Source organism: Raineya orbicola (assembly GCF_002843425.1).
Taxonomy (GTDB): Bacteria; Bacteroidota; Bacteroidia; order Cytophagales; family Thermonemataceae; genus Raineya; species Raineya orbicola.
The window spans coordinates 24,054-43,672 of record NZ_NKXO01000006.1 but is presented as its reverse complement, the minus strand read 5'-3'; the positions used below and the strand labels follow the sequence as shown (position 1 = coordinate 43,672).

The 19,619-nt window shown below is 36.3% G+C and carries 15 protein-coding genes and 1 pseudogene; 8 read left to right on the top strand and 8 right to left on the bottom strand.

The window, feature by feature from the left end; all coding sequences use genetic code 11:
- The first annotated feature begins 61 nt into the window (after positions 1-61).
- The 4 genes from Rain11_RS02680 (at position 62) to Rain11_RS02665 (ending at position 4,793) form a co-directional block, all read left to right on the top strand.
- Positions 62-1,444 (top strand): sodium:solute symporter family protein, encoded by a 1,383-nt coding sequence (locus Rain11_RS02680; protein ID WP_165778061.1) that lies wholly within the window; start codon positions 62-64, stop codon positions 1,442-1,444.
- A gap of 68 nt (positions 1,445-1,512) precedes the next feature.
- The gene (locus Rain11_RS02675; protein ID WP_101357784.1) at positions 1,513-2,475 is read left to right on the top strand and encodes a PstS family phosphate ABC transporter substrate-binding protein; all 963 of its coding nucleotides are present in this window, start codon (positions 1,513-1,515) and stop codon (positions 2,473-2,475) included.
- A gap of 28 nt (positions 2,476-2,503) precedes the next feature.
- The gene (locus tag Rain11_RS02670) at positions 2,504-4,231 is read left to right on the top strand and encodes a tetratricopeptide repeat protein (protein ID WP_101357783.1); all 1,728 of its coding nucleotides are present in this window, start codon (positions 2,504-2,506) and stop codon (positions 4,229-4,231) included.
- A gap of 46 nt (positions 4,232-4,277) precedes the next feature.
- Entirely contained in the window at positions 4,278-4,793 is a 516-nt protein-coding gene (locus Rain11_RS02665; RefSeq protein WP_133121477.1) for a tetratricopeptide repeat protein, read from the top strand.
- On the opposite strand, the gene Rain11_RS14185 is transcribed toward Rain11_RS02665, so the two are convergent.
- A complete protein-coding gene (locus tag Rain11_RS14185) occupies positions 4,786-7,596 on the bottom strand; it encodes a PKD domain-containing protein (protein WP_101357781.1) in 2,811 nt (936 codons plus the stop codon). The genes Rain11_RS02665 and Rain11_RS14185 overlap by 8 nt on opposite strands.
- A gap of 133 nt (positions 7,597-7,729) precedes the next feature.
- On the opposite strand from Rain11_RS14185, the gene Rain11_RS02655 reads away from it, so the two are divergent.
- The 3 genes and pseudogenes from Rain11_RS02655 to Rain11_RS14215 form a co-directional block, all read left to right on the top strand.
- Entirely contained in the window at positions 7,730-8,350 is a 621-nt protein-coding gene (locus Rain11_RS02655; RefSeq protein WP_101357780.1) for a LysE family translocator, read from the top strand.
- Positions 8,328-9,740: a CapA family protein gene (locus Rain11_RS02650; protein WP_101357779.1), complete on the top strand. Its 1,413-nt coding sequence runs from the start codon at positions 8,328-8,330 to the stop codon at positions 9,738-9,740. Before Rain11_RS02655 ends, Rain11_RS02650 begins: the two co-directional genes overlap by 23 nt.
- A gap of 92 nt (positions 9,741-9,832) precedes the next feature.
- Positions 9,833-10,815: pseudogene (locus Rain11_RS14215) on the top strand (transposase); the annotation flags it as partial.
- Positions 10,816-11,009: 194 nt separating this feature from the next.
- Here Rain11_RS14215 and Rain11_RS02640 read toward each other — a convergent pair.
- The 6 genes from Rain11_RS02640 to Rain11_RS02620 form a co-directional block, all read right to left on the bottom strand.
- Positions 11,010-11,912 (bottom strand): hypothetical protein, encoded by a 903-nt coding sequence (locus Rain11_RS02640; RefSeq protein ID WP_101357777.1) that lies wholly within the window; start codon positions 11,910-11,912, stop codon positions 11,010-11,012.
- 57 nt (positions 11,913-11,969) lie between these two features.
- The gene (locus Rain11_RS02635; RefSeq protein WP_101357776.1) at positions 11,970-12,203 is read right to left on the bottom strand and encodes a hypothetical protein; all 234 of its coding nucleotides are present in this window, start codon (positions 12,201-12,203) and stop codon (positions 11,970-11,972) included.
- The gene (locus tag Rain11_RS02630; protein ID WP_101357775.1) at positions 12,173-12,982 is read right to left on the bottom strand and encodes a DNA-methyltransferase; all 810 of its coding nucleotides are present in this window, start codon (positions 12,980-12,982) and stop codon (positions 12,173-12,175) included. Before Rain11_RS02630 ends, Rain11_RS02635 begins: the two co-directional genes overlap by 31 nt.
- Complete coding sequence (locus tag Rain11_RS14130; RefSeq protein WP_207764412.1) at positions 12,982-13,440, bottom strand: site-specific DNA-methyltransferase; 459 nt, start codon at positions 13,438-13,440, stop codon at positions 12,982-12,984. The genes Rain11_RS02630 and Rain11_RS14130 overlap by 1 nt, the downstream gene beginning before the upstream one ends.
- Entirely contained in the window at positions 13,440-13,778 is a 339-nt protein-coding gene (locus Rain11_RS14125) for a DNA methyltransferase (protein ID WP_207764411.1), read from the bottom strand. Before Rain11_RS14125 ends, Rain11_RS14130 begins: the two co-directional genes overlap by 1 nt.
- 69 nt (positions 13,779-13,847) lie before the next feature.
- Positions 13,848-14,993, bottom strand: a complete 1,146-nt coding sequence (locus Rain11_RS02620) for a hypothetical protein (protein WP_133121476.1) — start codon at positions 14,991-14,993, stop codon at positions 13,848-13,850.
- A gap of 121 nt (positions 14,994-15,114) precedes the next feature.
- Between Rain11_RS02620 and Rain11_RS02615 the strand changes: the two genes are divergently transcribed.
- Positions 15,115-17,205, top strand: coding sequence for a M1 family metallopeptidase (locus Rain11_RS02615; RefSeq protein WP_165778058.1), 2,091 nt, complete (start codon positions 15,115-15,117; stop codon positions 17,203-17,205).
- Between the two features lie 35 nt (positions 17,206-17,240).
- Here Rain11_RS02615 and Rain11_RS02610 read toward each other — a convergent pair whose 3' ends face one another.
- Positions 17,241-19,616, bottom strand: a complete 2,376-nt coding sequence (locus tag Rain11_RS02610) for a tetratricopeptide repeat protein (protein WP_101357773.1) — start codon at positions 19,614-19,616, stop codon at positions 17,241-17,243.
- Positions 19,617-19,619: the final 3 nt, after the last annotated feature.

Here is a 19,619-nt window from a genome sequence, read left to right as displayed (position 1 = left end):
AAATTGAAAATTTATCACTCGTTTTTTACCTTCGCCGTTTTTAGCAAAAAACATAGAAACTTTGGGTGCTTTACAGATATTTATACTGCTGTATTTGTTGCTTACGCTTTTGGTAGGTTATTGGGCTTCCCGACGTGTAAAAAATGCCCAAGATTTTGCTTTGGCAGGCAGAAAATTACCTTTGGGGGTTTCGGTGGCGTGTTTATTCGCTACTTGGTTCGGCTCGGAGGTGATTATGGGTAGCCCTTCGGAATATGCTGAAAATGGCTTTTTGGGCATTATTGAAGAGCCTTTGGGGGCGGTTTTGGCACTCATTCTGATAGGTTTTTTCTTTACAAAAAAGCTGTATCGCTTGGGTTTGCTGACTTTCGGCGATTTGTTTGAAAAACGCTATAATACCCAAATTGCTTTCATCAGCAGTTTGATAATGGTGCTTACGTATTTCGGTTGGGTGGCGGCACAACTCAAAGCATTAGGTGAGGTATTGGAAAGTGTAATGGGCTTACCACTTTTTACAGGAATGATTGTTGGGGCGGTTGTAGTGCTAATTTACACTTACATTGGTGGAATGTGGGCGGTTTCTGTTACAGATTTTTTGCAGTCTTTTATTATTGTAGCAGGACTTATCGCTATTTGGTGGAACTTATCGGAGCAAATCTCTTTGGAGGCAGTGCTTGCTCAAAGTCCTCAAAAGTATTTTCAGGTGCTACCTGAACGTAATTTTTCAGATATTTTGGCATATATTTCTGCGTGGCTCACGTTGGGGCTGGGTTCAATTCCTTCGCAAGATGTCTTGCAACGTATTCTTTCTGCCAAATCTGAAAAAGTTGCTGTAAGGGCATCATTTCTTTCGGCAGGAGTGTATTTGCTGATTACAGCCATTCCACTTGTAATTACGCTCTACGCCCGAATTTTATTTCCTAATCTTTTAGCAGAAAACTCTGATGCACTTATGCCTGTATTGGTATTGCAAATTGGCGGTTTGGGGGTACAAATTTTATTTTTGGGAGCTTTGCTCTCGGCGATTTTAAGCACAGCAAGTGGGGCAATTTTAGCACCTGCCACGGTTCTTGCAGAAAATATTTTTTTACCTTTTGTAAAAAATAAAACGGATAAAACGCTTCTGTGGCTACTGCGTATTTCGGTGGTGATTATTACCTTTTTTTCACTCATTTTGGCAAATATGGGCGAAAGTATTTTTGAACTCGCTAGCTTTGCGGCTTCATCGGGTTTAGTAACTTTGGTTGTACCGATTTGGGCGGCATTGTATCTGAAAAATCCTTCTTGCTTAGGAGCTATGCTTTCAATGTTTGTAGGGCTTGTGGTGTGGATTGTATGTCTAATTTTCCCTATTGAGTTTTTGCCTGCGAATTTGGCAGGATTTTTGGCAGGTATTTTAGGAATGCTTTTAGGCACATTTTTTGAAAGCCTCAAAAAGCTATAAGCAAAATAATATCAGAGAGAAGGTTAATTTTTAGGATTTTTGTTTTATTTTTGCCGAAAGTTATAACAATGAAAACTCTCTTGAAAAAAATTTCTTTAATTACAATTTCTGTAATGTTTTTGTGGGCTTGTCATTCTGCTACCCAAGAAAAGCAAAATGCAGAAAAAAAATACGATACACCTACTAGTGGAAGTGTGTATATTGCAGTAGATGAGGCATTCTACCATATCATTCAGCAACAAGCAAAAATGTTTATGAATGAATATGAACAAACACAAATCAATCTTGTGATAGCCCCCGAAGACAAAGCAGTAGCCCTACTTTTGAGAGATAGTGTAGATGCAATTATTATTAGCCGAGATTTGAATAGCAATGAAAAAAAAGAAATTGAACGACAAAAAACCATTACACGTGCTTGGGTGAGCTATGTAGATGCTATTTCGGTGGTGGTTAGTCCTGCTATCAAAGATACCAGCATTAGTCTTTCGCAACTTAAAGATATTTTTACGGGTAAAATCAAAAATTGGAAAGAACTTAATCCACAAAACCCTGATAGTGAAATTATTATGGTGTTGGATAATGCGAATTCCAGCAATCATAATTTTTTGAAAAATAAATTTGAAATTGCTGATATTAGCAAACTAAAAATTTTTGGTACGAAATCTAATTTGGCTATCGTGGAGCAGGTTGCTAAAAGAGAAAATGCCTTGGGGATTGTGAGTTTTAGCTGGATAAGTGAAGAGAATGAAGCCAATCAGAAGCTCTTGTCGGGTGTAAAAATTTTGCCTGTACAAGATAGCACAGGAAAGGCTTATTTGGCTTCGCAAATCAACTTGGCACAAAATCTGTACCCCCTTTCAAGAGAGGTGTATAGCATTGTGAAAAACAATAGAATAGGGCTTTCTTACGCTTTTATGGCATTTTTAGGTCAGGAAACGGGTCAGCGAATTTTTTTAAAGGCAGGACTTTTGCCTAAAAAAATTCCTACGCGTGAAATAGAAATTATCACACGAAATTTGGAAATTAAATAGTTTTCAAACCATAAAATTCAAATACAAAATGAAAAGAATTAGTCTATTAGCTTTGACTTTTATTTTCAGCTATGTGTTGCAAGCTCAAAGCATACAACAAGGCTTGCAATATATGGATATGGAGCAATTTAGCTCTGCTAAAAAGGTTTTTGAACAACTCGTGAGTAGCAAACCTACTGCTGAGCATTACTATTATTTAGGGTATTTTTATGCTAAAACAGGTGAAGCCGACCAAGCCCAAGCTCAATTTGAAAAAGGCTTGCAAGCTGATAAAAAATTTCCATTGAACGAAATAGGACTTGCAGAAGTAAAACTAATGAAAGGCGATAAAGCAGGTGCAAAAGCTATCATTGATGAGGTTATCAAGAAAACTAAATCCAAAGATTACAATGTGCTTTTGCGTGCAGGTGAAGTGTATATCAGCCACGAAGTTCCCAATCAAGACCCTTTTGAAGCTATCAAGATTTTAGAGGAAGCTGTAAAGCATAAAAATGTTACAGAAGATGCCTACATTTTCTTGGGCGATGCTTATATGCTGACTAAAAAATCGGAAAATGGTCCTAAGGCAATTACGAATTACGATTTTGCCAAAGCGAAAAGTAACGGCAAAAGTGGTAAAGCACTCACCAAGCGTATGGAATTTAATTTATTCGGAAAAAACCCAGATTATACTGATGTATTGAAAGAGTACAAGGAAATTATGCGTGCCGCTCCCGACTATACACCTATTTATCGCAAAATTGCCGAACTTTATTCAAAAGCTAAAAAATTAGATAGTGCCATAGCCTACTACGACAAATATATGGCTCGTTCTGAAAAAAGTGATGAAGTGCGTTATAGGTATGCTATATTTCTATACAAAACTGAAAAATACGAGAAAGCATTGCAGGAGCTAAAAGCTATGGAAGGCAAAGTAAAATACCCTGAATTCAATAGATGGATGGCGTATGCTTTGCAAAAAAATGGTAAAACGGCTGATGCTCAAAGTTTTATGGGTAAAGTTTTGCAATCGGGTATTAAACTTTTCGCATCAGATTATGAATGTTTAGCAGATATAGCTTTTGCAAATAAAAATAACGACGAAGCCTATGCTAACCTTCGCAAAGCCTATGAATTAACCCCCGATGATGAGGGAAGTATTTATTACATTCGCCGCATTGCAGATTCTCTTTATAGCCAGAAAAAATATGTAGAAGCAGGTAAAACCTTTGAAGAGGTTATCGCTAAAAATAAAATCAATAAAAAACAATTTGTTATAGAAAACTATGTATATGCAGGCTATTCGTATATGTTAAGCAAAGAAAATTACGACAAAGCTGATGAAATTTTTACACAAGGTTTCCAGAAATATCCCGATTATCCGAAATTCTTGATTTACAAAGCGAACAATCGTTTATCACAAAATAGTAACGATATCAACGATAAAGCTCTTGCTAAAGAACCTTATGAAACTTATCTTGCTGAAACGGATAAACTTATTGAAAAAGCTCAAGACAAAGAAAAAGAACTTGCTAAATATCGCAAAGACCGAGCCGCCGCCTACAACTATCTGATGGGCTATTACTATGCCAAAAAAGATTTACCCAAATCCAAAGAGTTTGCCCAAAAAATTGTTGATGAAAAGAATGAAGGTGATATTTTGAAAAAAGCGGAGGATTTGCTCAAATTGAAAGCTATCCCCGAAGTAAAACCTACTCCTAATACGAAGCCAAATACTAAACCTGCCCCCAAAACAGGTGGAAATAAACCAAAATAACACGCATTTTTGCTTGAAACCTAAGTTTTACCGCAAATCTTTCTCTTTGAAAGAAAAATTTGCGGTAAAACTGCTTTTGCTTTGCTGTAATTTATTCTTTTTCAGCACTTGTAATGCCCAAAAAACAACTGATTACCCAAAAATTAGCAATGTTGAATTATTAGAAAAACGCTTACAAAAAACGGAGCAAGAAATCTTACAAAATCCACAAAAAAGTCAGCTTTTACTTCAAAAGGCGTACATTTTAGATAGTCTGCAAAACTATTTAGATGCCTTGGAAACTATCAATGTTTTTTTGCGTAAAGAGCCTCAAAACATAGCAGGATATTACTTACGAGGAAAAATTAAAATCAGTTTGAGAGATGAGTCGGGAGCTATCAATGATTTCAATAAAATTCTTTCATTAAACCCCAAAGAAGCAGAGGCATATTTTCAGCGTGGGCTTTTGCGTTTGCAGTTCAAAGATACCTCAGGGGCGTGCTTGGAGTTTCAGAAAGCAAAAGAACTCAAATACTCAAAAGCTATTGAAAGTTATCAAAAATTTTGCCAAAAAATTAATTGATAACCAATTTCTTATGAATAATACTTCCGCTAAATTCAAGTGTAATCACATATAAACCTTTGGTAAAACTACGCAAGTCTAAAATCTCTTCATTGTAACCTTTGCTAGCAATTCCTGTTTTTACAATAGTTTTTCCGAGCATATCTGTAATTCTGAAAATCACTTCGCCGCTATTGGGAGCAGTGAAAGCGAGTTTCACTTCATTTTGGGCGGGATTGGGAGAGGGGTCATATACAAAAAGGCGATTAGTCAGATTGAAGCATTTTTCATTATCAGAAAGGTCAATATCTTGCACAGAGGGTTTGGGTAAAACTTTTACACAGAAATACTTTGCTTTTGTCAAAATTTCATCAGGAATGCTGGTCTGCAAAGTATAATCTAATCTTTCCCCTCGGGCAATGATGGGAGCATAAGTTTCAATGAAAGTAGTATCGGCTACTTCTACAAAAATTCGCAGGTTGTTAAGCAAAGTATTTCCTTTGTTTTCTAAAGTAAGTTTAATTTGGTTATTCTCAAAATTTAACTCATTGAGACTTATGTTTGGTTTGAGCGTTCCTACTCCTACAACTTGGCTGAATGTGCTTTCGCAGTTATTCGGGCTGATAGCTTTAAGTCTTACTAAATACTCACCAGCTTGCAAGTACGTATGTGTGGGTTGCGTTTGAGTGGAAGTATTCCCGTCACCGAAATTCCATTCGTAACTAATAGCACCTGATGTAAAATTATTGAATTGCACTCGCAAAGGGTTATCCAGAAATCGTTGAGTTGTAAAAATGATAGCGGGAGCATCAAAAACAGGGATATTTTCAATGGTAAAGGTGTTGATGCAGTTGTTGTTATTTTTTACTTGAAGGGTAACATCGTAAAAACCACCTTGTTGGAAAGTTATGGTAGGGTTAGCTTGGGTACTTGTGCCGTGTCCTTCAAAAAGCCATAAGTATTCAGTAGCATTGGTAGCCGAACTGATAAACTGAACAGGCACACCTGCACAAATATTGAGCGGAAAGCTAAAAGAAACCGCAGGATTATCCAAGATTTGGATACTTTTACTGATACTATTACTACAGCCTGCCGAATCTTGCACGGTGAGTGTAATATTGTAATTGCCTGCTGTGGTGTAAGTTTTGGTTGGATTCTTGAAAGGCGAGTAAGTGTCGTCACCAAAATTCCAGTAGAAGCCCGTAGCGGCGTGAAAAGGAACATTGGTATAAGTGGAAAGATTATTGAAAGCAATAGCTTGTCCTACGCAAGCGGTAGCGGGGGCTTGGAAATCAGCGGTTACGCCTCCCGAAACTCGCACTACTTTTGTAATGCTATTGACACAACCATTCAAATTATTGACCGTGAGCGTAACATTGTAATTTCCTGCACTACTATACGTATGCGTGGGGTTTTTGAGATTAGAGGTATTGCTATCGCCAAAATTCCATTGCCAAGAGGCTACATTGCTATCACTACCCACAGAAGTATTGTTAAACACCACAGGCGAACCTATGCAAACGTCTTGAGCAATAAAATTACTTACGGTGCTTGTAGGATTGATATTTACATTTCCCTTGTAAATATGAACAATATTACTTGTATTATCCTTTACTTGCAAAGCAACAGGGTGCGTACCTACATTACGATAACGGATATTTGTAGGATTGTAATTAGTGGAGAAAGAGACATTTTCACCACATTTGCGTTCAAAATCTATGCGGAAGATTTGGTTTTGAAAGAGATTAGCAGAGAAAAATAAAAATTGTCCTTGATAATAAAAACTAGAAATATCAAAAAATTGTGAAAAGTTAGAATTAGTAGTAATGCTTCCCAGAAAAGTATTACTCACAGAGTTATTGGTAATGCTATTCCCGTAATAGCTTCTTTGTGCTTTTCCCGTAATATCCAATGTTATTGCATAATACTCATCATTTTCTCTAACGATAGATAACCCACGAGGAGTCCCCATACCTGATACATAGGGCTCATCAAGGATAGTAGGCGTATTGTTTAAACCTGTGCTGAAAATTAAATGCTTGTTACCTGAATTTGAAATAGTTATTACATTCCAAATACCACAATCACTTACTACATCAAAATCCAATGGTGAAGGTAGTGAAACAAAGGAAATTTCGTTTATTACATCAGAAATTGAAAAATTATTTATTCCACTACCTAGATAGACTATCGCCATTTTATTATTCGTTTCTCCAGTTGCTAAAAGATAGTAGTTTGTAGTTTCTTTGATTATTTTAAGATTGACAATAATATAACTGGGATCCAAACTCCCCATAAAACTTGCGGTTGGAACGTTTTTAATAGAAGTCCCAAAATTTATTCTTATGAATTGCTTGGAAAAATAATTTGTAGTAACAGCATACCAAATTCCACTATTTTCATCTCTTACCATACTCAGCCCCCAAGGTCTATTTAATATTCCTAAATTACCTAAATTATGAATAGCTTGTGGGGGATTTTGGGGATTATTTCCTAAATCAAATCTGTACAAACGAGAGGTGTAGTGAGTTGTGAAAAATAAAAAATACTCTCCATTCTCGCTTACGAGTTGGCTATGACCTAATCCTTCGTTTCCAAGCATTCCTGTCAGAAAATGAACTTGAGGCGTAGCTTCCATATCTCTATCACATAAATCCCACTCGTAAGTAAATCCTGAACTATGAGGATTAGTAAAATTTATACTTTCATCAGGACAGATAAGAGCAGGCAATCCGAATGTATTGGTATTGCTTGGAATGCATTGAGCGAAAATTTTTGTATAAGAAAAAAGCAGGCAAAATATAAGAGCGTAAAAAACTTTCATAGCCAAAAACTTTCAAATTGATACCAAAACATAAACAAAAGTAACCAAAAATTCGCTTTCAAGCAAAATAAAGGCTCAATTTACTTTCAAGTGAAATAAATTTACTATTTTCAGCCCCAAATTTGAAAAATGAATGTTTGATGCAATTGTTTCGGGTTTTGGAACAGGGGTAGTTTTAAGCTGTATGCTCGGAACGGTGTTTTTTGCCCTTATCCAAAACAGCATAGACTTCGGTTACAAAAGCGGAATTTTCATAGCTTCGGGAGTGATAGCTTCGGATATTTTTTTTATTTCTGCCGCAATGGCAGGAACAAGTTTTCTTCCTGATACCCCTCAAATGCCTTTTTACAGCAGTTTTGTAGGTGGCTTGCTACTGGTAGGACTGGGGGCAGGCAGTATATTTAAGAAAAAAGTAGAAATCAAACCCACCAAAACACATTTGGGTAATGCTTTGTATTATTTCGGTAAAGGTTTTTTGCTGAATGCACTTAATCCTGTGAATTTCTTTTTTTGGGTAGCTATTGTAGCTCATTTGCAAACGGAAAAATATTTCCCTTTCAATTTACAAATTGTTTTTTTTGTATTTTGCCTTCTTGCCATTTTCCTGACCGAAGTAGGTATCTCTTTTTCAGCTTCAAGGCTTCGCAAATTATTTACGCCGCTTATTATGCAACGCTTCAATCAGGTTTCGGGTGTTATTTTTGTGGGCTTTGGCGTAAAACTCCTTATAGATGCTTTTACAAAGTATGCCTAAAATTTTTCAAAAAATTTCTTTTCAAAAAAAATTTCCACAAACTTTGCCTTATAGCCTGCGAGGCAGACTTTGGCTTTTGGTTCTAAAAATATTTTTTGGTTTTTTCAGGATACTAAAAGGTAAAAAATGGCAAGTTCCTCTCACTAATTTTGAAGAAAACCCGCCTTTCTGCTCGCGTGAATATATTTTTTATTTGGGCTACAAATACTACTTCCAAACTCCTACTTATTTCCCTCAAACGATTATTGAACATTTTGCCAAGCAAAAAATTCAATTTGCTATTCCTGATGGTTTTGAGCCACAAAGTACTATTACGCTTTCAGCAGGCGGCGACCTTATGCCTTACGCTTGGATACAGAAAAAATACACCCAAAACCTTTGGGACGAAGTAGGCGATTTCTTTTTTAAGGCAGATATTGTTTTTGCAAACTTGGAAACCCCTATTCACCTACAAAAACCTACTTCATTTGTACCCGAAGTGATGATAACAGATATGCTTTTCAATGCCAGTAGCGAAATGTTTGAAATTTTCAGTGGAAAGCCTCGCTTCAAGGGATATGATATACTTTCTACGGCTAATAACCACAGCCTTGATATGGGTGAGGAGGGTATTTGTAAAACGATAGAATTTCTTGAAAGTCAGAAAGTTGCTTTCACAGGAACAGCTCGTAACTGGCAAGAGCGTGATAATTTTCCCATTTTAGAACGAAAAGGTATCAAAATTGCTTTTATTGCTTATACTTATTCGCTGAATAGGGAAGTTTTGCCCAAAGACAAAGGATATTTGGTAAATTACGAAAGGCTCAATTTGCCTGACTGCAATTTGGAAAGATTGCGAAAAGATGTAGAAAATGCCCACAAACGAGGCTCTGATTTGGTTGTTCTTTCTTTACATACAGGAAACGCTTATCAGATGTATCCTTCGGAACATACCATTCAAATTTTTCACAGAATTTTCAAAGAATGTGGTGTAGATATTATTTTAGGAAGCCACCCGCATAACCCTCAACCTATGGAAAAATATGAGTTTATTTGTCCTTTTACGCTAAAAAAGAAACAGGGATTTGCGATTTACTCCCTTGCCGATTTTGTAGCTTATGATATTTTTGTTTGGGATAGGCTTATTCCAATGCTAAAATTGCACATTACAAAAGGTTTTTGGGGTAAAGAAACACATACCCAACTCAGCAAAGTAGAAGTCTTGCCTACTTATCTGTGGGGAAGCAAGAAGGGAAAAAAAGAACTTCGCTTTTTGAATTTAGAGCGGTTGATAAGCCAAATTCAAAAAAACGAAGTTCCTGCATTTATGAGTAAAAAATGTATAAAAGAGGCAATGCACCTATACGAACTATGGCAAAAAGTAAATAGTATTCCCTTAAAAATGGTATAAGTATTTCAATATCAAGAAATTATTTTAGTATTTTCGTTTGAGAAAATGCAAGATTTTGTAAATTTGTGTCAAAAATCTTGCAAATTATTGTTATGCTACCCAAGAAAACCCCTGTCAATCAGTTAAGTTTATTTTTTAGTTTTGCTGATACATTTAATCAAAGGCATCCTCTTTATGTTTTAGCCAATCAAATCAATGGGTCGATATTTGAGCAGGCTTTTGAGCCTTTGTATAGTGCCAGCACTGGCAGACCAGCCAAGCCCATTCGCTTGATGGTAGGATTGTTGATGTTAAAACATATTCGCAATATTTCCGATGAGAGTGTAGTGGAACAGTGGAGTGAAAACAATTACTACCAATATTTTTGTGGAGAAACCTCTTTTGTAGCGGGCTTGAGGCATCTGAATTAGTGCATTTCAGGAAAAGGATAGGGGAAAAAGGGATAGAATTGATTTTACAAGAGAGCATTCGTGTGAATGGTCAAGATAGCCAAGATGAGCAAGTAAGCGTAGATACGACAGTACATTAAAAGAATATCAGTTTTCCAACGGACGCTAAATTGCACCAAAAAATCATCAAACGCTGTCAAGCGATAGCCAAACAAGAGCAGTTGGTATTCAGACAAAGCTATGAGCGAACCTTAAAGCAACTGAAACGAGGACAGCGTTTTCGCAATCACGCTAAGAATAAAAAGTGAACAAGGAAGGCAGATAAAAAGCTAAAAACGATAGCAGGTAGGCTGATTATATGATGGACACATTTGCGACCTGCCCTTGAACAGGTCAAGCGTTTGGTGGGTAAGTTGCCCAAACAAGCCAAAGTGGATAGGGGGTACAGGGGCGAAAAGAACATTGAGGGGACAGAAATTTTGCTCCCCTCGCCACCCAAAAAAACACAAAGCTACTATCAGAAACGCAAATTAAGCCGATTGCACTGAAAGCGAGCAGGCATTGAGCCTGTGATGGGATATTTGAAATCTGGCCACCGATTGAAGCGAAACTTCTACAAAGGTATCGTAGGCGATAACATCAACGTGATGCTGGCGGCAGCTGCTTTTAACTTCAAGAGGTTGATGAACCTCTACAAAGTTTCTTTTTGCCTATGAGACTTTTTTACTCGCTTCAAAGGTTGCTTTCGGTAAAAAATAAATTCAAATATACTTTTTAAGGGACGACTAGATAAAAAAAACCTCTATCAAAAACTTCTACAAGAATAATGACAAAATTATACTTTACAAAGAAATTACAGCATAACTCACGTTGAGTAAGTCTATTCACTGCTTCGCTTTGATATGACTGCTTCTTGGAGAATTTTCTTGTTATATTCTATAATATCTTTTAGGTTTGTTTTTTCATAAACTGCTTCTTCTGTTATATCTAGAAAATCAGCTTTATTTAGCGGGTTTCGCAGTAATAAGCGATTGTCTTCATAAGCAATTTCTACAAACAGGTTGTTCTTGAAAGGAATTTTTTTATGCAATTTTTTGGAAATGTAAATCAAATTCCGAAAATCATCTATCAAATCTAAATCTTTTTTACAAGAGGCGTATTCCAAAGGAAATATATGATGTAAATCGTAATCGGGTCGCTTTTCTATTTTATGCCATAACAAGGCTTCAATTTTCTGATTTTCGCTACGGGTTACTCTAAACTCTAATGCTTCTTGCGAAAGGGAAAGCATCAGAACAGTTTTACGAAAGGTTTTGAAGTAAATGGTCTGATTGAGGAGGTGTAAAATTTGTAAAGTTTCATTATACCAGTTACTAAAATCCCTTCGGTCATTTTTATTTTTGGCACGTTTATTGATACCTTTAAACATTTGTTGAATTTCAAATCTCAGTTGAATATGCTCGAGATTTGTCATTTTTCGGCTTTGCTTGATAAGGCGAACTTTATCGTTAATGGAGAGACTTTCATCTGAAAAAATAAACATAAACTCCCAAACACTAATACTTTCAAACTCTCTATAAAGCAGACAAAACAAATCATCTACAATTGGACGTAATATTTTTTCCGTTGCCTCCACATACATTCTATATTGTTCTTTTGGATTATTTTCTTGCACATATTTTATACCTAAATCAGTTAGTTGTACGGCGTAAACACTTTTTCGTGCTTCTGATTGTTTATTGATAGTATTGTCATTTTTATCAAAACGAACAATAAACTCCATTCTTTCAAGGTCAGGAAATATGTTCTTTTTGAGGGAGTTGATAGTACCCTGTCCTATTTACGTTTTCAAGTTTTCAACAATTTGATAATAAATTTCGCAACCCTCTTGTTCTTGTCCTTTATCATCTCCTATATGAATTCTAAATTTTTGGTTTTGAGCAACCTCATAAATTTTTTTCAAAATATTAGACACTTTATCAAAAGGTAGTCGGTTATGTTGTGAAAGATGATAGCCTCTGTAATTGTCCTTTTGTATTCTGCTCAAAAGGTAAGCTCTGAATTCATTGGGCATAGCTGCATAGTTTTAGATAGATATTCTTGGGCGTAATGTACATATTCGTGATTTTTATCAGCACAAATAAAATTTCTTTTTAGCAAGTAAGAGGCAACAGCAGTGGTACCTAAACCTACAAAGCAATCTAATATCAAATCGTTTTCATTACTACTTGCTCTGATAATTCTTTGTATCATTTCCATAGGTTTAGGGGTTGCGTGGGGCATTTTGATAGTTTTTCCGTTTTGTTTTTGTTTATGTCTCTCACTGGCAATGTGCCAAACATCTGTACATAGCTTCCCATTGGGATTAGGAAACCAACGTTTGCCATTTTTGAGAATACCTTTTTTTATAGCGTGTTTTATTCGCTCTTGCGAGTCATAAGGTACTCTGATGGCTTCTGTATTGAAAGTGTATGAGTGAGATTTCGTAAAAAACAAAATAGTTTCTTGGGCGTTATTGTACTTTTTTTTGCTTGCCGAAAAGCCATCTCGCTTGTCCCAAGTAATCCAGTTGCGAAATAATAACCCTTTGCCCACTAAATATTGCAAAATATACGCACAATTGAATGGTGTATTGAATATGTATAAACTTGCAGTAGGTTTTAGTTTTGGTAGAAGTCTATCAATCCAATCAAAGGTAAAGCCCAAAAAGTCATTCAAAGAGCCAAAAGAGTCCCACTCAGCAACTTTTAAGTTATAGGGCGGGTCTATAACAGCCAAATCAATAGTGTTTTCATCAATTTGAGACAAAAAGTCCTTGTAATCAAGACAATATATTTGATTGATAGGAAGCATTACACTAAAACATTATGAAATAATTTGGTTTCAATAATAGGTTCATAACTTTCATATAGCTCATAGCCAACAAAATTTCTATTAAGTTGTTTAGCTACTTTCAAGGTTGTACCTGAACCTGCAAAAGGATCTAAAACAATATCTCCTACAAAACTAAACATTCTGATACACCGATAAGGAATTTCTTCAGGCGTAAGAGCTGAGTGCTTTCCAAAGGCAACATCACTTTTGTTAGGAATAGGAATATCCCAAATCTGTTTGGTGAATTCTATCCATTCTTTTTCTGATAAAATACTTTGCTGTTTTTTCTCTTCGCTAACTGGTTCAGGTTTACCATCTTTTACATATACGGCAATAAATTCTATTGTATTTTGGGCATAAAAATTTCTCGGGTAAGGGTAACTACCAAACATCAACTTTTTAGTCGGATTAGTTCTATTCCAAATGTATAAATCCATTAAAAAAAGTTCTGTTTTACGAGTGATAAGATACTGCAAATCTGCTTTATATCAAAAATATGTCGGTTGTAATGCGTATCATAATCGGCTTTTTTCATAGGCATTAGAGGCGTATTGATAACTAATTTGCCATTAGGTTTCAGTACCCTTTCGCATTCTTGCCACACTTCTAACAAATTTTCTTGATACTCTTCATAACTTTCCAATGCCCCTAAATCTTCTTGTTTTTTGTGAGAGTGGTTTTCCGTCTGATAACCATTTTTTGCATAATCTTTTATATTGAAATAAGGGGGCGAGGTAACTATCAGATGCACAGAATTATCAGGTAATTCTGTCATTCTTTTACTTGATTTAAAGAACACTTTGTTGATGAAATCCATATTTTTTATCACTTTTTTGCAAATTTCTCAATATTTAGGCACTTCTGCAATACGGCTACGCATAGTTTTGAGGTCTAAGTTTTGCTCAAAACTGCTACGCAGATTTTTATATTGTTTGTTCAGGCTTTCAATTTTTTGAGCGATTTTGGTTTTATCAGTAGAAAGTTCGTTTGCTTTTTGCAAGGTTTCTATCAGATTTTTATGGTAATTTTCCAAAGAATTCAGATACTCATCTGAAATTCGGCTGATTTCATCACCCAAAAAATCCAGTTTTTGCCTGCCTACAATAGAATAATGCACCCTACCATCTTCAAAAATCCTTACATAATCAATTTTACCTGCTTGGGTGTATTTTTTCTCAATACTTTTGATGAGAGCATCAATTTTAGCATAGTTGAAATAATTGCGGATGAGGTCGTTGGTACTTTGGTTTTCTAAACTTTTAGCTTCGGGAAAAAGGTCAGCGGAAGCGTTTTTGACAAAATCATTGAGCAAACTTTCTACTGCCTCAATTTTAATATGAAACTCTCCACTTTGTTTTTCTAAATCTGCCGAAATACGAGCTAAATTTTCATAGTGAGCTACATAACGCTTAATTTCTTGATTAAAAATTTTCAAATCATCGGGGGTTACGCTATCCTCATCTATAATCGTATGATTGACCAAATTCACAACCGAAGTAATAGAATTGACCACAGGGATATTGCTGGTAATAAGGTTAGTTATCGGGTTATTGATAATATTAGAAACGATTTGGCGGAAACGAGAGATTTTTTTTGTACCTAACTTAGCTTTTTTGAGTATTTTTTCATCAACTACTTTCAAAATTTCGTTTTCTAAACGAAAGCCTAAATCCTCATTGGTCGGATTATTGAGGGCGGCAACTGCTGAAAAGTATTCCGTAGCCGAAAGAGAGGCTTTCAGAGCCGAGCTACTTTTATTGAGAGCATCCACTGCCCCTGCGGTTTTTCGCAAACTTTCGGTGTTTTTCTCATACAAAGTGCGAGCTTCTTTCTCTGTTTCAAACTTGATTTGTAAATATTGTTTCTGCAAAATTTGAAGCGAATCGTAGGTGTTTTTGGTGAGGTCAAAATATTTTTTCAAAACTACTTCGTTTTGCCCCCAAGCACAAAGAGAAACAAAAAAGCCGATTACATACAAAAGTTTTTTCATAAAAATGCTGATTTTTTTGTGCAAGATACAAAAAAAGACAAAAAAAATTCATTTTTGCAATGAGTTTGCAAGAAAAGCGTTAATATTGCGTTGAATTTTCTTAAAATCAAATTAAAAAGAAATGAAAAAAATAGTATGCAGTCTGCTATTGAGCTTTTGGGCGGTAGTTTCAATGGCTCAATTACAAAACAATCAGTCTAAGTTTGAACCTGTATTTGATTTTCGGGCTACTCCAACACGTTCGGCAAGTGGTATGCCCGGCGAAGCCTATTGGCAAAATCGTGCCGATTACGTTTTGAACGTGGAATTAGATACTGAAAAACATCAAATCAAAGGTGCTTTCAAAATTACTTATACCAACAATTCGCCCGATAATCTGCCTTTCTTGTGGCTACAATTAGACCAAAACAAATTCAAAGCCGATTCGCGTGGTACTTTGGTACAGAGCATTGAAGGTAGCCGCAACCGCTCCGATGCTACTGAAGGCTATATCATTGAAAATCTCAAAGCCGCAGGAAAGCCCGTTAAATTTGTGGTTGATGATTCTCGTATGCAAATCCGCCTTGATGCCCCTCTGAAGTCCAAAGGTGGAAAAATTGATATAGAAGGCTCTTATTCTTTTACCATTCCTGAGTACGGAGCTGACCGTACAGGACGCATCAAAATGGAAAAAGGTTGGATATACAACATCGCTCAGTGGTTTCCACGTATGTGCGTGTATGATGACATCAAGGGCTGGAACGTAGAACCTTATTTAGGTTCAGGAGAGTTTTACTTGGAGTACGGAAACATTGAGTATAAAGTTACTGCTCCTGCAAGTGTGGTAGTTTTGGGGTCGGGAGCATTGCAAAATCCTGCTGAATGTTGGACAGCCGAACAACTTAAACGTTGGGAGCAGGCTCGCAATAGTGATAAAACCGTAGATATTATTGCTGAAAATGAAGTAGGAACTCCCGCTTCGCGTCCTGCGGGAAAAAGCAAAATTACTTGGCACTATAAAATTGAAAATACTCGCGATGCCGCCTTTGGTGCTTCCGAAGCCTTTATTGTAGATGCGGCTCGTATCAATTTGCCAAGCGGTAAGAAAATTCTTGCCATTTCAGGCTATACCAAAGAAAGTGTTGATAGAAACGCCAAAGGGGGAGGTTGGGAACGTTCTACGGAATATACCAAAGCCGCTATTGAGCATTATTCTAAAATGTGGTATGAATTTCCCTACCCTACGGCGGTCAATATTGCAGGTAACATTGGTGGTATGGAGTATCCCGGACTTAGCTTCTGCAGTTATCGTTCCAAAGGAGCAGGACTTTGGGGCGTTACCGACCACGAATTTGGACACAACTGGTTCCCAATGATTGTGGGGAACAATGAAAGGCTTTACCCTTGGATGGACGAAGGATTTAATACATTCATCAATATTTACAGCACTCGCGAGTTCAACAATGGAGAGTTTAACGAAAGAGATTTTGATAATTTACGCCAGTTTGCAATGATATTCACCAACCCTCGCCGTGAGGCTATTAGCACATATCCTGATGTAGTACAAGATAGGAATTTGGGGATTACAGCTTACTACAAACCGGGTATTGGGTTGTATTTACTTCGTGAATACATTTTGGGACCTGAACGTTTTGATTTCGCTTTCCGTAGCTATATCAAAACTTGGGCTTTCAAACATCCTCAACCTTTTGATTTTTTTAATTTTATGAATAACGCCGCAGGTGAGGAACTTGCTTGGTTCTGGAAGGCTTGGTTTTATGGAAATGGTACAATAGATTTTGAAATTACCCACGTAGCTCCTTTCAGAGATGATTTCAAAAACGGAGCGGTAGTGGTTATCAAAAACAATGGCGATGTAATGCCTTTGGTTCTGGAAGTAACCGAAGAGGACGGCAAAAAAACACGTATGAACTTGCCCGTGGAAATTTGGCAAAAAACCAATATAAAGTCTATCCGCACTCCTACTACCAAAAAAGTAATAAAAGCCGAAATTGACCCCGACAAAAAACTTCCCGATATTGCAGGCGATAACGATGTATGGACACCCGAAATAGGAGCAAAACGTAAATCTGATGAAGAAAACAAACAAAAACAAGTAAATGAGGAAAAGCGTAGGCAGGAAGAGAGAGAAAAAATGATTGATGAACTTTTGAATAAAGCCCAACAACCCGCCGAAGAAGAAACTGGTAAGAAAAAGAAAAGAAAAAAATAAAAACCAAAGCCCTCAATTTTGAGGGCTTTTGAATTTTAGACTACTATCCAAGCTCCTATGACAGAAACATCATCAATTTGTTCATTTTTCCCTTTCCAAGTTTCAAATTTTTCTTGTATAAAAGTGGCTTGTTTATCAAAGGGAAGTTCTATGGCTTGTAGCAAAATATCCTGAAAATTCTTTTTACCCATTTTTCTGTTTTTTTCACTTCCAAATTGGTCCTGATAACCATCAGAAAAAAGATAAATTTTACAATCTTTTTCGAAACAAATTATTTGGCTGGAAAAATTCCGTTCAAGATTTTCTCTCTCTCCTCCTATACTTTGTTTATCAGGGCTGATTTCTTGTATGTGTTTGCCATCTACAACCAAAACAGCAGGACGATTAGCTCCTGCAAATTCAATAGTCTTTTGGCTCTTATCAATAACACACAAAGCGATTTCCATTCCGTCTTTTTGGCGGTTTTCTCCTTCTTGGTTCAAGGATTTGTAAAGTGTATAATCCAACTCCTGCAAAATTTGAGCGGCTTGGGTAATATTTTTAGCCACAATCGTGTTTTCTAAAATAGCAATTCCCAGACTGCTCATAAAAGCACCCGGAACACCGTGTCCTGTACAATCGGCAAGTGCCAAAAAGGCTTTGCCATTCCGCTCAATAAAATAGTAAAAATCCCCACTTACAATATCACGAGGCTGATAAAATGACCAAAAATCCTTAAAATAGCTTAAAATTCGCTTTGGATTGGGCAGAAGTGCCGTTTGAATATTTTTAGCATACCGAATACTCGCCAGTATTTCCTCTTTTTGATAAGCAAGGGCTTTGTTTTGTTCGTCAAGTAAATCTCTTTGGGTGAGGATTTCTTCTTTTTGCTGTTCTATTTCCTTATTTTTGAGTTGGAGGGTTTGAGCAAAACGTTTTCTATTGAAGTAAGCCCTTCCCAAACCTAATGCAAGCAAAGCCGTTAGAATTGCAATAATTGCTACCCCAACTATCAGATAACTTTGTTTTTCAAGGGTTTGTTTTTTGAGTAGTGCATCTTTTTCGAGAAGTTCTTTTTCTTTACGCTCTTTTTCTGCCTTGATACGTGCTTCTTCTTTCATTATTCGCTCCTTTTCCAAGGCATTTTCTTTGATTTTATTTTCCATCTCAAGCAGATTATTCTGCGAAGCTAATAACTCATTTTCTTGCCTTTGCTGTTTTTGGAGCATTTCAGCCTCCATCATCTGCAATTTTTTGATTTCATTTTCTTTACGTAGCAGATTGTTTTCTATCTCTTTTTGCTTAAACTCGTAAGTATTTTGCAGTTTGGCAATAGTAGCGGTTAGCTCTTCATTTTGTATTGTGTTAAGCTCGTCTTGATAACGCATTTCATATTCTACGACATCTCTTATATTTGCTCCTTGCTTTATTTTCAGTAAAATCATATCATAATATCCATTGGCTTTTTCAGTTCTTGCCTCAATTTTTTCAGCAATAGACAAAGCCTCTTTGATAAGTTCTTCGGCTTTGGCATAATCTTTTTGCAACATATAACATCTTGCCAAATTGCGTTTTGCAATAGAAAGGTTGTATTGGTCTTTAAGCTCTTCTGCAAGCAAAATAGCATTATTTTGGTATTTCATTGCTGTTTCAATGCCTTCGTCATATCCTTTTGATTTTTTGAGGAAAATATTGCCCAAATTGATATAATTGAGCATTTGCAAACGCTTGTTATTGATTTTTTCACTCAAAGCTAAACTTTCTTTCAGATATTCCTCCGCCTTCAAGAATTCTTTTTCTCGGAAGTAAATAATTCCGATATTGTTCAGATTGGAAGCTATTTGTCTTTCGTCTTTTATTTCACGGCTAATTTTTAGGGCTTTTTCATAATACTCTAATGCCCAAGCACTATTGTTTTGGAAACGATAAATTTCCCCGATATTGTTGTAGTTAGCGGCTTCAATACGTTTATTGCCAAGTTTTTGAGATAATTCAAGGCTTTTCAGATAGCAATCCAAAGATTTATCATAAGTGCCTAAATTTCGGTAAGTATTTCCCAAATTTAGGTAACTTCGCATCAATTGGTCTTCATTTTTTTGCTTTTGGGCAAGTGCAATAGCTTTGAGGTGATTTTCTTCGGAAAGTTTGTAATTGCCCTCATTCCGATAAGCCAAGCCCTCAAAATAGTAGCTTCTGATAAGCCCATTGGTGTATTTGATTTTCTGGGAATGTTGAATTGCTTGCTGAAAATATTCGTGAGCCTTTGTAAAGTTTCTGTTATCGGCGTGTAAATCCCCTGCCTTGACAAGTAGAAGCACCCAGTTTGTATCTTTTTGGGTATTTTCTAAAATTTTCTTTTCAACTTCGGCTAAAGTTTGTGCTTGAAGCGAAAAAGTAATACTACTCCACAAGAGTAACCAAAACCACTTCATACT